17 protein-coding genes and 1 pseudogene are annotated in these 13,173 nt (G+C 45.4%); 7 read left to right on the plus strand and 11 right to left on the minus strand.

The annotated features are described in order from the left end of the window. The first annotated feature begins 612 nt into the window (after positions 1 to 612). Positions 613 to 942 carry a hypothetical protein gene (locus QLQ16_RS14955; protein ID WP_283225472.1) on the plus strand — a complete coding sequence of 110 codons (330 nt, stop codon included), beginning with the start codon at positions 613 to 615 and terminating at the stop codon, positions 940 to 942. Between the two features lie 110 nt (positions 943 to 1,052). On the opposite strand, the gene QLQ16_RS14960 is transcribed toward QLQ16_RS14955, so the two are convergent. The 4 genes from QLQ16_RS14960 to QLQ16_RS14975 form a co-directional block, all read right to left on the minus strand. Continuing rightward, positions 1,053 to 1,526, minus strand: a complete 474-nt coding sequence (locus tag QLQ16_RS14960; RefSeq protein ID WP_283225473.1) for a hypothetical protein — start codon at positions 1,524 to 1,526, stop codon at positions 1,053 to 1,055. 17 nt (positions 1,527 to 1,543) lie between these two features. Further along, positions 1,544 to 1,909 carry a helix-turn-helix domain-containing protein gene (locus tag QLQ16_RS14965; RefSeq protein WP_283225474.1) on the minus strand — a complete coding sequence of 122 codons (366 nt, stop codon included), beginning with the start codon at positions 1,907 to 1,909 and terminating at the stop codon, positions 1,544 to 1,546. Between the two features lie 72 nt (positions 1,910 to 1,981). Further along, positions 1,982 to 2,347: a hypothetical protein gene (locus tag QLQ16_RS14970; protein WP_283225475.1), complete on the minus strand. Its 366-nt coding sequence runs from the start codon at positions 2,345 to 2,347 to the stop codon at positions 1,982 to 1,984. A gap of 11 nt (positions 2,348 to 2,358) precedes the next feature. After that, positions 2,359 to 2,694, minus strand: coding sequence for a hypothetical protein (locus tag QLQ16_RS14975; RefSeq protein WP_283225476.1), 336 nt, complete (start codon positions 2,692 to 2,694; stop codon positions 2,359 to 2,361). A gap of 213 nt (positions 2,695 to 2,907) precedes the next feature. On the opposite strand from QLQ16_RS14975, the gene QLQ16_RS14980 reads away from it, so the two are divergent. Next, positions 2,908 to 3,426: a hypothetical protein gene (locus QLQ16_RS14980; protein WP_283225477.1), complete on the plus strand. Its 519-nt coding sequence runs from the start codon at positions 2,908 to 2,910 to the stop codon at positions 3,424 to 3,426. Positions 3,427 to 3,432: 6 nt separating this feature from the next. On the opposite strand, the gene QLQ16_RS14985 is transcribed toward QLQ16_RS14980, so the two are convergent. Together QLQ16_RS14985 and QLQ16_RS14990 are read right to left on the minus strand one after the other, a co-directional pair. Beyond that, complete coding sequence (locus QLQ16_RS14985) at positions 3,433 to 3,828, minus strand: type II toxin-antitoxin system YafO family toxin (RefSeq protein ID WP_283225478.1); 396 nt, start codon at positions 3,826 to 3,828, stop codon at positions 3,433 to 3,435. A 288-nt stretch (positions 3,829 to 4,116) separates the two neighbouring features. Further along, positions 4,117 to 4,473, minus strand: a complete 357-nt coding sequence (locus QLQ16_RS14990) for a helix-turn-helix domain-containing protein (protein ID WP_283225479.1) — start codon at positions 4,471 to 4,473, stop codon at positions 4,117 to 4,119. 140 nt (positions 4,474 to 4,613) lie between these two features. On the opposite strand from QLQ16_RS14990, the gene QLQ16_RS14995 reads away from it, so the two are divergent. The 3 genes from QLQ16_RS14995 (at position 4,614) to QLQ16_RS15005 (ending at position 6,568) form a co-directional block, all read left to right on the plus strand. Next, positions 4,614 to 5,258, plus strand: coding sequence for a porin family protein (locus QLQ16_RS14995; protein ID WP_283225480.1), 645 nt, complete (start codon positions 4,614 to 4,616; stop codon positions 5,256 to 5,258). 10 nt (positions 5,259 to 5,268) lie between these two features. Beyond that, positions 5,269 to 6,171 (plus strand): hypothetical protein, encoded by a 903-nt coding sequence (locus tag QLQ16_RS15000; protein WP_283225481.1) that lies wholly within the window; start codon positions 5,269 to 5,271, stop codon positions 6,169 to 6,171. Between the two features lie 67 nt (positions 6,172 to 6,238). After that, entirely contained in the window at positions 6,239 to 6,568 is a 330-nt protein-coding gene (locus QLQ16_RS15005; protein WP_283225482.1) for a hypothetical protein, read from the plus strand. A 298-nt stretch (positions 6,569 to 6,866) separates the two neighbouring features. Here the strand turns inward: QLQ16_RS15005 and QLQ16_RS15010 are convergent, their stop codons facing one another. The 5 genes from QLQ16_RS15010 to QLQ16_RS15030 form a co-directional block, all read right to left on the minus strand. Continuing rightward, positions 6,867 to 7,145, minus strand: coding sequence for a hypothetical protein (locus tag QLQ16_RS15010; RefSeq protein ID WP_283225483.1), 279 nt, complete (start codon positions 7,143 to 7,145; stop codon positions 6,867 to 6,869). A gap of 287 nt (positions 7,146 to 7,432) precedes the next feature. Further along, positions 7,433 to 8,413, minus strand: coding sequence for a replication initiation protein (locus QLQ16_RS15015; RefSeq protein ID WP_283225484.1), 981 nt, complete (start codon positions 8,411 to 8,413; stop codon positions 7,433 to 7,435). Between the two features lie 253 nt (positions 8,414 to 8,666). Beyond that, the gene (locus tag QLQ16_RS15020) at positions 8,667 to 9,167 is read right to left on the minus strand and encodes a GNAT family N-acetyltransferase (RefSeq protein WP_283225485.1); all 501 of its coding nucleotides are present in this window, start codon (positions 9,165 to 9,167) and stop codon (positions 8,667 to 8,669) included. A gap of 72 nt (positions 9,168 to 9,239) precedes the next feature. Beyond that, on the minus strand, positions 9,240 to 9,644 hold the full coding sequence (locus QLQ16_RS15025) for an H-NS histone family protein (protein WP_348534223.1): 405 nt from the start codon (positions 9,642 to 9,644) through the stop codon (positions 9,240 to 9,242). After that, on the minus strand, positions 9,628 to 10,908 hold the full coding sequence (locus tag QLQ16_RS15030) for a tyrosine-type recombinase/integrase (RefSeq protein ID WP_283225486.1): 1,281 nt from the start codon (positions 10,906 to 10,908) through the stop codon (positions 9,628 to 9,630). Before QLQ16_RS15030 ends, QLQ16_RS15025 begins: the two co-directional genes overlap by 17 nt. 183 nt (positions 10,909 to 11,091) lie before the next feature. Here QLQ16_RS15030 and QLQ16_RS15035 point away from each other — a divergent pair. Both QLQ16_RS15035 and QLQ16_RS15040 read left to right on the plus strand, forming a co-directional pair. After that, positions 11,092 to 12,045: pseudogene (locus QLQ16_RS15035) on the plus strand (replication-associated recombination protein A); the annotation flags it as partial. Positions 12,046 to 12,230: 185 nt separating this feature from the next. Next, positions 12,231 to 13,160 (plus strand): branched-chain amino acid ABC transporter permease, encoded by a 930-nt coding sequence (locus tag QLQ16_RS15040; RefSeq protein WP_283225487.1) that lies wholly within the window; start codon positions 12,231 to 12,233, stop codon positions 13,158 to 13,160. Positions 13,161 to 13,173: the final 13 nt, after the last annotated feature.

The following is a 13,173-nucleotide window of genomic DNA, read 5'->3' on the forward strand; positions in this document are numbered from 1 at the left end:
GCCGGAACATGCGTCCTGCCCACAGGTGCCGACGGTGTCGGCGTTGAGACCCTGTCCCCGATCAATTCAGGTGGGGGAGTTTGAGGTGGCCATAAGTGGGGGAATTTGGGTGGCCATCAGGGGGAAGCCTCCCTTTTTGTTATTTTTATCGAGCTTCGCGCAGCAGAGGGTGTGGGTGAAACCCACGATATTCAACCTAAAGTAAGCCCGAAAGGGATAACGTAGGATTGATTGACCTTGCTTTATCTCCCTTTTCTCTGTTTTTTGAATTTGCAGGGGGTAGGAGTAACGGTGCTTATTAATACATTAGCAGGCCAAAAATAGAAGTCAACTAGTAGAGTTTAGGCTGTCGAAATTTGGAGTGTTAAAAGTCAGATTGTGAACATGTAAATACTTAGGGTTAGAAGAATTTGCGATGTTAGAAGTCCAATTGTGGACAGTTCAATCAGATACCTATGAACAACGTGGAATGTTAGCAGTCCATATTTAAAAATACGCAACATTAATGTTTGGCCTATGCGCATAGGATGACAGGCTAAAGCTGGAATTTCTAAATGCCTGTTGACAACAAAATTTAAGCTGCTATTCATTGATTAAAACAGGAGAAAATCAATGAAGAAAAATACAAAAATGAGTTCAACGAAGGTAAGCGTTGAAACAAGAATAAGTGCAAGGGTGCCAAATTCGTTATATCTTGCAATGAGATTTATAGCTACAAGTCAGTCTATGACTATTGAAGAAAAAATTGCAGAGCTGTGCAAAAATGAAGTTGCCTATGTCTCTAAGCAAAAGTGGTTCATAGAATTAATTGAAAAAGGTAGTGCTGATGACATAATTCCTTTGCTTGAGTTATTGGATAGAAGGAAATTAATAATTGCTGGTAAGGATTTGAAAAAAGCTACAAGTGATTTTGATTTAAACAATATTTCTAAGAGTGATTGAAATACCATCAGCGCACTCGCCTTGTGGCGGCCCCGGCCTCACGTGGTTAAGGAACGACGGAGCGTTCTCACTCGCGTGATCATGTCATTTATTGGGTGTTTTTTGTAAAATTACGGCATGGCTTTTAAGTTATTGACATATAAATCCCAAAGCCTCATACATTCTCTTGCAAGATCTAAAGCATCGATTAATTGAGTGTTGCTTAAGATAGTGTATTCACATTTCATAACTTCACCACCACCACTGCTTGTCAACCAAGTAGAGGTTTCTCGTGTTTTTCCTGCTATATGTGGTTTGCTACCACTTCGTGTGGTTCTAGTAAGTTTGCAATGTTTCGAACCATTAGCCAGATCAGCACAAATTTTTAAATCATGATGATTATTAATGTAGGAGTCTATTTCTTCGGCTGTTATGCCCTTTAAGTTAAGCTGAATGATCCAGTCTCTTATGTGGTAGCAATGAATGAAGAATGATATTACATCATCATCGTAATCATGCTTGTTGTGTTCCGATGAAGAAAATATACCTTCATAAATATTTTCTATTCTTTTTAAATATCTTTTTGCTCTTTCAATTTGCTCCATAACGATATCCTAAAAATCTAGTATGGTTTTGAACTTTTCTGATGCTTCTTGTGCGATAGGGCGCATATCTTCTCCACAATTTTGACGATCTCATCCCTGTCGCTGCTGGATACACCGTCTAGCATGTTCGCAATGTACTGGGCTTGTCCTGTCAATCCTGTGCTGGTTTCAACTACAAGTTCGTCTATGCCACATTGAAAGAGTGTGGCCAGCTTCACCAGGCGAGAAACTGTTAAAGGTGTTACGCCTCGCTCGATGCGCCCGTAGGCTTCTGTGCTCAGGTTGAGCCGATCCGCGACATCTTCTTGTGTCAATGACACTGCTTCGCGCTTCTTGGCAACCAGTCGGCCAACGATCTTGTTGATTTGAACTTGCCTGCTCATGGGTGTTGCTTGTCAGTAAAAATCATATGAATTTAACTGAAAAAGCACCCATATTTCGATGGGTGCTTTCTTTTATGCAACAAGGGCTTCAAGTTTTCGTCGTTGCTTTCGCGTTAGCTTTGACATCAACATTTCGAAGTTCCGATTGATGGTTTCGATCAACTCTTTATGAAAGGTGTTGAAGGAAGGGGCATTGATCAATGTCCATGCTGTATGTGCATTCAAGCTGATTCCAATAGTCTCTGCCATTGCTTGTGCTAGAAATACGGAGTTGTATAGCAACACATATTCACGGATTCGTTCATAAGAATTTGAGCCCGTGTGTTTGATAAACTTTAAGCAATTTTCCCCATCATTGGTGGTCGAAAAATCAATCAATTGTTGATTCATTCCTCGAATACAGAATTCAAGGCAGTTCATTCCGAAATGTTTGTTCATGGTTCTTCTCCTTATTTGGATAAAATTTCGAGAAACATTGCTTTGTCGTCGGAACTGAGATCGTTGATTATTTCGTTGTATCGGTGTGCAATAATTTTGATTCCGAAATCAACGAGAACTTCATCGCCTTCATTTGTGTTGAAATATTCTTCGTATCCCAATACTTGAACTTGAGCCTTCATATCAAGAATTTGATAGCCCAATAGGAGGTTTGGTAATTTTTGTTCTGATGTTAAATTGTGCTTCTTCAAATTTTTCACTGTTTCTTTAAAAATCTTTGACTCCAAATATTGCTCTGTAGAAATGCAGCCATTTGGGATTGTTGCGAACTTGATGCTGATACTCATATTAATTCCCTTTTAATTTAAATTTAGCCACTCAAATTAATGACTTATTTCATTTATTTGATTTGTTGTTGGCGTGGTTGTATTTTTATATTTTCAGGAAATTAAGTACATGAAGTAGTGCGTCGTGATCCTACGTGGTACGTTGGGTTGTGCTTTATATTTGACTTTTCTTTGCTTTTTTTGTAATTGAAAAAGCTTTGAAGGAAAATTGAAATGAAAAATGGAAAATATATGGAAGAGGGCGTTGAATACTGGTATTTCAATGACCAGCTTCACCGTGAAGACGGTCCTGCCTGCACCGAATCCGATGGTTCGGTGTCTTGGTATCTCAATGGGGAGTTGCACCGTGAGGATGGGCCTGCTGTGGAATGGGCCGACGGTGGGAAAGAATGGTGGATGCGTGGCAGAAGGCACCGTAAAGGTGGTCCTGCTGTGATCTTTTCAGACGGAAGCCAGTCTTGGTACCTCAATGGCGAAAGACACCGTGTTGGCGGTCCAGCCATGCAGTTTATGAATGGTGCTCAGGCTTGGTTTGTGGATGGCTTAGTTCACCGTGAGGACGGTCCAGCCTTGGTTGGAATTGATGGCACCTTGGCTTGGTACCTCAACGGAAGAGAAGTTCCTCAAGAAGCTTTGCTGGTTGGAGTCAGTGCCCAAAAGCCTGTGGTCACTATGTTGGCGATGAGGCAGAAATACCTTGGGGTTCAGACACCAAGCGTGACTGGGCTTTAAATACTCTTACGGGATCTTGCCGGCAAATACGAAGTTGTCTGCAACAATTTCATAATCTGACAATTGTTGTTTGGCTTTTGGTGTCCATAATTTATGGGCACCAGGATCAAAAATCACATCAATTAGCAGATAGCCGTGATTTTTTTCGTAGGCATAAATCACATAGCAATCGCTGCGCCTTCTGTGGGGCTGTCGCTTTGACCAGAAGTAATCCCAGTCCTCTTTGGCTTTACCGGGAGTGACCGGGGCCATATGTGTATGGGTGAGGTCATTTTCTGTTTTGGTTTGACCAAACCAGTAACTGCCATACTCGCCCCCAAGCTTCCACTCTTTGAAGCGTGTGATGAGCAAATTTGGAGTTAATTGACTTCCTTGGAGCTTCAGCGTTAGCTGGCTCGTCATCCTGACATTAACCATCGGCCCCTGACTATTTTTGGGGGCGCAATCTTGTCACACCGGCATACATTCCGGCGGATTTCTCAAGGGTGAACATGCCACTGGTTCGGATGGAGTCCAGTGCTTTAATGTCGGCCTCTGGCAGTGTAGGAGCAGCACGCACGACAGGACCCGCAGTCTTACGCGGTTGCGTGACTGGTAGACCTACAAACTTGAACATTGCGTGCGCCATGAGAAAACTCCTACAGTCTCATCTTAGCATTTTGCGAGTCAAAGTCAATCCTCGTGACTGGCTTAGAGGTGGTGCTTGAGGCGTTCGGCAATGCGCTGTACCACTTCCACAATCATGGCTCTGTCTGCTTCAGGAAGGGTCTGAAGGACTTGTGAGATCAGCTCTGCCTGGTCACTTGTCCTGGTGCTGCTTGCAATAAGCAGCTCGTCAATGCCACATTTGTAGAGGTCGGCAAGTTCAGCCAGTCGCTGGACTGTGGGCATGGTGATTCCGCGCTCCATACGACTAACCGCTTCAGGCCCGATCTGAAGTGCTTGTGAGACTTCCTCTTGAGTCAGGCCGCACGACTCCCTCCGAAGCGCCAAGGCTTTGCCAATGCTTTTGAAAAGCTCTCTGTGCTGTGTGATCTGTGCGGGCATTTGGTGGCTCAATGTTTGTCAACTTATATGGTCGTCAGTCAACCAAATTTATTGAACATGCGTTAAAGTTGAGTCACGCCTTTAAAGGTTGTGTCCTGGCACTTAGGTGCTGCTTTTTTAACTTTTCAGAAAAAACAATGATGAAAAATTTTTTCTTCGCTTTGGTTACTTTGGTGCTTTCCTCTTTCGTTCATGCTCAGGACGGAAAGAGCAACTGGTACGTGGGGGCTGGAGTGGGTCAGTCCAACATGTCCTTCAACTCTCAAGACTTCCGAGTCAATCCAAGCATTGCTGCTGCTGGATTCAATGCGTCCACCTATGAGACACGAGCTGGCACTTCCTTCAATGTCTATGGTGGCTATCGCCTGTCTGATAACTGGTCAGTCAAGGCTGAATACACCAACTTTGGAAAGCAAAAGTGGGGCTACAACATCACAGGTGGAAACGCCAACTCAGACCTGACCGTCAAGGGTTACTCCTTGGCGGCAGTGGGGACGATCCCAGTGGTTGACAAGGTATCCCTTCTTGGTGAGGCTGGGGCATTTTTCTACGATGCCAAACGATCCCCTACACACAGCGGCGCAGTGGTGCCTTTGACGGGAACGCCTGAAGTCTCCAGCAAGAAGGGGTTGTCTCCTTATGCTGCCTTTGGTGCCCAATACGACTTGACAAAAAATGTGGCGGTTGTCGGCAAGTATGCCTACTACGGGAAAGTTGGCTCAGAAGAGGAATTCGGTCGGGTCAATCTGAGTAACTTCAACGTTAGCCTTCAATACAATTTCTGAAGGTGTTCTCATGATCAATACCCTAAATAAATTTTTTGCTGTACTCTTGATCATTATCGGTATTGCCGCATGCGGCAAGAAACAAGAGGATGGCCTATCGACAAATAACCCGCCAGCAGCGACAGACAATACACCAATCTACAGGCAAACCGAAAAATTCGGAACAGTTAGCAATCAAACATTGGTGCCTGTCTTTGAAGTTCCTTCGCAGTATACAAAATACACGCGTCAAGAAGTTTCTGAAGCCAGCAAAGACGAGTATCAGAAATTACCAGAATTTTCTTTTGAAGGCTATGTGAATACGTGGATTCAGCAGGCAGCTTCCGTTGAAAATCCTGATTGGATCGTATTGGCGGGAATTATTAATCCCCAGTTAGCGACAGACACTAATGAATTTAAAAAGCAAGAGGCTGCGGAAAAGATTAAAAATGAGATGGCTTCCGATAAAAGCAAATTAAATGTCGTCTACGGCTGGCAAGGTGAAATGCTCTATATTGCTGGCCCTGATGTGAGCAATGGCGAGTACTACCTAACCATTCGGCCAAACGCAAGCTATCAAGTTGTCTCTTACCTAAACTCAAAAAACTATCGCTACAGTCTCTTCTATCGTCCAGATTTCAAGGCGCTTGGCATGCTCGGTGACAATCGCGGAGATATGCAATTGACGGTCAAAGTGCCTGTCGAAAAAGCGAAGGAGATTGAATCGCTGAGAGATGGCCAGAAGACTATGATTCGTGTCTATGGCATTGTGAAGGGGCTAACTGATGAACGTAGGCCTCAGATCCGAAAAGATTCCTCTGAAGCGAGTTTGCGTGTTGAGGTCAAAGCGCTAGAATTCGGTGTCCGCATGAATGGGCAGTTCAAGACATTTTTCTTCCTTGATTCTGACCAGTTGAAAAAATCTAAAACCTAATAATGGCACGCCCTGCAATGGGGCGTTCCCTAAAGGAATTAAATGAAAAAATTCATACTCCACTTTGATGAGCGAATACGTTTTCGCAACTCATATGGATATCATGAACCCTCATTTCCGTTTTTTTGAAGAGTGTATTAAGCCCGTTTTCCGCAAGGACACGAACACTACCATTGACGACACACTGATTGCACTGGCTTACCCCAGTATCATTCTGATCGGTCCTGCTCCTTATTTCAATGATGCAGTTGTTGATGTCGCAAAGGCTGGCATTGATATTGAGCCTGACAAGTATTCGCTCTATTGTTTTTTGGTTGAGAATCCTGAGTTCTGCCAAAAAGTTGTAGAAGCCCATGAAGCGCTTCATGAATTCTTCAAGGCTTGGCAGGCTAAATAAAATAGAGCAACCTAGAGGTGCTTTATTTTTGTGTGTTATTCAGCATTGAATTAGGACTTTGCCATCCTTGCTGTCGGTAGTCTGCTTGCACTGATTCTCACAGGTGATTGCAATAGAACCCTTATCGGTTCTATGTTGTGTGCAAGTGGAAGGATTTCTAATTTCGATTCTGCCTTGGCTGCTTTGAATAACTAAAGGCTCTTCGGGGGTTTTCTTATCTGACCATTGGGCATAAGAATTAAAGGCTATGATTGATAGTAAAGCTGTTATTATTAATTTTTTCATGACTGTCCTTTTGTTAAATGTATTTGTATTGGTGGAGGTAGTGAAGAGCTATGCTTGTAAAGCCAACTGAAAGAAGTGTGCATATAAGCCAAAAAAGTCTTTCGATTTTTCTTGAACCATTGCGTATTGCAATTTCCAATTCAATAGCATTCAGGTCAATTCCTTGAAGTAAATATTCAAGATCTTTCCTTTTTTTGTGGACTGTACTTTCAAGCTCCATGACCTTCGTTTCCTTTTTAATATATTCAAAGAAAAATAAAGCAAAAGTCAAGATGAATTGAGAAAATCCCATTTCTGGGATTTCTCGATTTTAATAACAATAAAAATCACACCAGATAAACAGAGATTGTAGAGAGGTGCTGATATTAAATTAGCATGCAAAAATAAAATGTCAACTATTGTGCGTGGCGCGATTTTTTACTTCTATTGAAGTATGTCCTTCGGACATATCTAATTAAATTAAAACCCTGGCGGGAATCTTGATTTTTTGAATAAAGTCCTTCGGAATTTTCTTCACTAAATGACCCCAATAGATGGGGTAACTATCTGATATACACCGTAGTGGAACTATTTTCATAGTTATGAGAGCAATCTAATCCAATTGAAAACAGCATCTTTGTGTTTGTAATAAGTGCTCATACTTAGACCGCATTTTCCAAGATTTCCAGAGTTAATTTTTAAGCCTCGTTTCTTACAGGTATGGATAGCTAACTTGATTGTGTCGTCAATTGCTTCTGTGCGAACAACATTGGTATAGGCGGCACCTTGAGCCTGCTTTTCCTTGATAGGCATATCTTCTGGAAGCTCAAGAACACCTCTGTTCTTTTGGATGCCAATGCTGGCTCTATGTTTCCAAGTCCACTTGCCTACAGACTTTGCTGTTGAAAGCACTTCTTTTGCTGGTAGAACACCGTTTAAATGGTCAATGAAGTGACCGTTGATAGTCAGTGCCTTGGTATCAACAGAAGCTTGAAAAGCAGCAAGGGAAGGGTGGTTTTTGACCTCTACATATGCCCAGTGTCTAAGGGTGTCAAACAAAGTGGTGTTTCTGCCAATGCCTGAGTCTTGCAAGGCCAGTTTGCGTTTGTATGCCCTGAGATCAACACCATAGTCCTGGAAGTCTTCTAGGTCATACCTGGCGTTGTGGCACATCTTGAGCCAATCAGGATGAATGGGATTCTTGACAAGGTGGCCAGTGAATCCCAGATCCGCACCCAGTATGTGGGTCAAAGCAATGTCTGTTGCTTCATAGAACTTCTGGGGTGCTCTTCGTGCTTGCTCTGTGTAGTAGACCGGCGTCTTCAACTCATACAGATAGTGACAGTGGGCATTCTTTGGATTGACGATTACAAAAGTCGGTGGGGGAAGTCCACGTTCATCCCAAAGAAAGGCAGATCCTGGGCTGTCAATGTCCAGAGCAATGAACTTCTTGTAGAGTTGATTTAACTCGACATAACGATAGGCAACAGCCTTTTCTTTTTTTCTGAATCTTGTGCCTTCATCCTTGAATTCGGCGCTTCTTACCTTGTCGGGTAGTGCTTCAATAAAACTTTCATACATAATAAATTCCTTATTTCTTGCGAAGGTCTGGAATTAATTTTGTTGATGTATTGACTTTTGATTTTAAATACGTTTTAATATTCTTATCTGGTCAAGCCTGTCACAGCTATTCTTTCCAGAACTTAAAATGCCTGAGTTAACTGCTTGGGCATTTTTATTTCTTCTATTGTTTTACGAAATTTATTGTTGAAAGTCAAATGAGTAATAAAAAAGCACCCGAAGGCGCTTGGTTTAATTGTAAAATTTCAAAAATTCATTTTCTCAAGTAATGAACTTTGGATGTCTTGGAAATGCTTTCTATTCTGTATCCAATTTTTCGGAGCAGTGAAATAGCCCAAGTTGATTTGGGATAGCAGCGAGCATAAAAATTTGCTTTATCGGGTGCTAGTTTTTCCGCATGTGTAATTAGCTCCGTGGCAACTCCTTTTTTTCTAAATTCTTTTGCAACGCCTAATAGGTAGATTTCAACAGTTTGGATTTTTTCAGGTGTTTCTGGTGCGGTTATTAGAAAGCCTGCGAATTTTCCATCTATATTTGCGGTATAAAAATTTATGAGTACTTCTTCTATTAGTTGAGTACCGTCTTTTCTTACGGTTGCCCGTGTAATGCTGTTCTTTCTCAACCAATCTTGAAGCATTTTATTGATTGGAAGTCCTGGTTGTAAATTAAAATGACCACAAGAAATTCCGTCGACATAGATATTTTCTACGAAAGGCAAATCCGCAACCGTTGCTTTGCTTATTGTTATATTCATTTTTTATGAACTGACATCTGTAGTTTATAAAAAAAGCACCCCAAGGTGCTTTCTGTAATTTAAGCGAGTTGATTAAATCTTATAGTCTTCCAAAGTCTTGCCTGCTGGCAGTTCCTTTGTCCATGTTGGAGCGCGTCCACGTCCTGACCAAAGATCACCTTTGGGGCCTTTATATTTTGCTTCTACTGCTTTCTTTTCTGTGGCATCAGCGATTGCCTGACCAACTGATTTACGCGAACCTTTCGCAGATTTAAATCCAAGATCAGTAGCTGTGATTCCGTATTCAGCAATCTTTTCTTTCATGTCTGCAATCACTAGCGCCAATTCGGAAACCCTTGCAGCCTCAGCCTTAGCGGTTAGTTCTTCGATTTGGGCTTTGAGATCACGGTAGCTTGTTGCCATTTGTTTATTCCTTTGAGGGTTTGAGTTTTTCATTGTAACTTGCTCCTTGATTGCGGCGTTAATTTCTATCACCATAGTAGGCATTAGTCATTGAAGAGGAACTATGACCAGCAAGAAGCATGATCTCATCCTCATTCAATGATTGGCCTGAACGAAGCTTGGCAAAAACTTCTGACAAACGATCAGGCATGTTCTGAATGGTATGTTCAACGGTTTGAGGTGAAACACCCATCTCCTTTGCGATCTGGAAGTTGTTGGACTTCTTTTGACGAATCAGTTTTGTTAGTGCAGTTCGGCGGGTGTCATGAAAATGCAGGCGTGTGTCTGGGTCATCATAAAGACCAAGTGCCTTCAATGCATCAACCCAGTATTGCCTAAAGTTCCACGCTGTCAGCTTGAAGATAGGGCCTTTAGCTAAACGGTTTGCTTTGAGCCATTCCCGAAAATCTTCATCTTCAGGGATCATGATGTCCCTTGGCTTGCCGTTCTTAGTTTTTGGAATGTGAATAGACCAAAGCTGAAGATTCACGTTCTCCCATTGAGCACCTAACACTTCACTTTTTCGCGCACCAGACTCCAGGCAAGTGACAAACAAATAGTAAGGTTCTTGATTGGCTTTGAGCTTCATCCACTCTGCAATCTGAACGGCTTCATCTTCAGAAAGAACCCGCTTACGTCCGAGATAGGCTTTGGGCTTTTCTCCACGTGGAAGCATCTTCACTGGATTCATGATGCCGTTAGGGAACTTCTCAGGATAGAGTTTGTAAATCTTCTCAAAAGCTGAACTGATAGTTGAGATTTCACGAAGAATGGTGTTGTTCTTGATGCCAGTTCTCCTTCTTGAATCCATATAGGCAATCAAGAGCCAGAAATCTACTGTGTCAATCTTGAACTGGCCAAATTCAATGTAGTCCTTGGTGTAGGTCCTGCCCAACATGGCATCAACCACTGTGCTTTGATAGCGGTAGTTGTCGATCTTGGCCCCCAAGTCTTTGAGATAGATAGGGATTGAGGGAATGGCACGAAGGCAACGATTCTGGTTCGTCTTGAGCGAACTGGCAGCTTGCTTGCTCATGAACTGGTCGAAGTATTCCCTGAGAAGTGCCTTCATGTTGGGCATCTCAAGTTGGTACTTCATGTCAAAAATGAGGTTCTGTGGAACCCCGGTGTTGATCCTATGAAGCTCTTGGTTTTCCCATGACCTGGCAAGAGCTTCATCATCAAACACCTTGTTAAGGTTCTCACCACCTTTGCGAATTTGAACGCGCCAACGGGTGACAGATACCTTGCGGCCTGTTTCCCTGTTCAGAACTTTGTACTTGAATGCGTAAACCGACACTGTGAATCCTTTCCTTTTTTGAGTCCCTTGAGGGGTAGTGCAAGCGGTGTCATACGCCAATTTGCACAATCAAAATCTGTGGTGCGAAAAATTGTGCATCAAAAGTGGTGTTTTGTGCAATTAAACCACTGATATGCACTCCAAGTCATTGATTTAAAACGAGTGCAAAGGATCGTATCTGTCTTCAACAAAAGCCAGCAAGACGCCTTCTTGCCCCACGTCGAAAGCGGCCTTTTCACTTTCATTGGCGCGACCACCGAGAACCCGTCGTTTGAAGTCAACTCGGCCTTGCTCTCGCGGGCCGCAGTTTATGTCTTGCAGTCGCTGACCGAAGACGATCTGAAAAACATCGTGCTGCGGGCGCAAGGCATTCAAGCGGTGCCTGCCATCGAGCCCGATGCGCTGGCCCGTTTGCTGGCCTATGCCGATGGCGATGCCCGCCGTTTGCTCAACACGCTGGAGACTTTGTCGATGGCGGCCAGCCGCGAAAAAGTCGACCCCGTCACCGATGCGTGGTTGATGCGTGTGCTGGGCGAGCGCATGCGCCGCTACGACAAAGGCGGCGAGCAGTTCTACGACACCATCAGCGCCTTGCACAAATCGGTGCGCGGCTCAGACCCCGATGCCGCTCTGTATTGGTTTGTGCGCATGCTCGATGGCGGTGCTGATCCTCGTTACATGGCGCGGCGTTTGATCCGCATGGCCAGTGAAGACGTGGGCCTGGCCGATCCGCGTGCGCTGCGCTTGGCCCTCGATGCAGCAGAAGTCTATGAGCGCTTGGGCAGCCCCGAAGGTGAATTGACCCTGGCGCAGTGCGTCATCTACCTGGCCATGGCGCCCAAGTCGAATGCGGCCTACAAGGCCTTCAACGAGGCCAAAGCCTTTGTGAAAAAAGACGGCACACGCCCCGTGCCCATGCACTTGCGCAATGCCCCCACCAAGCTCATGAAAGAGCTCGACTACGGCAAGGGCTACCGCTACGCCCACGACGAAGAAGATGGCTTCGCGGCCGGTGAGCGTTATTTGCCCGATGGCATGCCGGATCCGTATTTCTACAGACCTGTGCCGCGTGGTTTGGAGATCAAAATTGCCGACAAATTGGTAGAACTGCGAAAGCGAAATTCGGCAGCAGGGTAATTCCCGAGGGAAATGAATAACGTCGGCGTATTTTCCCTTTCTACAATCCATGTACCCCGCATGTCACAGCGAAACACTGGCGGGGTTTTTGCTATCTGCTTCGCGTCATCCACAAGGTGGCTTGGAGTTTTCAAAGCCGTCAGCGGCGCGATCCGGCAAGACCGGTTCCACATTCGGAGAAATCAATGGACGTTTTCCTGCAGCAGGTCATCAACGGCCTGGTCATGGGCAGCATGTATGCCTTGGTGGCCTTGGGCTACACCATGGTGTACGGCATCATCAACCTGATCAATTTTGCCCACGGCGAAGTGCTGATGGTCGGGGCCCTGACGAGTTGGTCCGCCATCGGCATGATGCAAGAGTCCATGCCCTGGGCACCGGGCTGGCTGATCCTGATCTTGGCCACGCTGATCGCCTGTGTGGTGGCGGTGGCGCTCAACTTCACGATTGAAAAAGTCGCCTACCGGCCTTTGCGCAACAGCCCCAAGTTGGCCCCCCTCATCACCGCCATTGGCATGAGCATCTTGCTGCAGACCTTGGCCATGATCATCTGGAAGCCCAACTACAAGGCTTACCCCACCTTGCTGTCCAGCACACCCATCAACGTCGCTGGCGCGGTGATCACGCCCACGCAGATCATGATTTTGGGCGTGACAGCGGTGTCACTGGCCGTGCTCATGTGGCTGGTCAACCACACCCGCTTGGGCCGCGCCATGCGGGCCACGGCCGAGAACCCCCGCGTGGCGGGCCTGATGGGCGTCAAGCCCGACGTGGTGATTTCTGCCACCTTCGTGATCGGCGCCATCTTGGCCGCCATTGCCGGCGTGATGTACGCCTCCAACTACGGCACGGCGCAACACGCCATGGGCTTCTTGCCGGGCCTCAAGGCCTTCACAGCGGCCGTCTTCGGCGGCATTGGCAACCTCTCGGGTGCGGTGGTCGGCGGCATCTTGCTGGGCCTGATCGAGGCCATTGGCTCGGGCTACATCGGCCAACTCACCGGGGGTGTGCTGGGCAGCCACTACACCGACATCTTTGCCTTCATCGTGCTCATCATCGTGTTGACCCTGCGCCCCTCGGGCCTGATGGGTGAGCGCGTGGCAGACCGGGCTTGAACGAGGGGACACG

This window comes from Limnohabitans lacus (genome assembly GCF_030053395.1).
Classification (GTDB): domain Bacteria; phylum Pseudomonadota; class Gammaproteobacteria; order Burkholderiales; family Burkholderiaceae_C; genus Limnohabitans_A; species Limnohabitans_A lacus.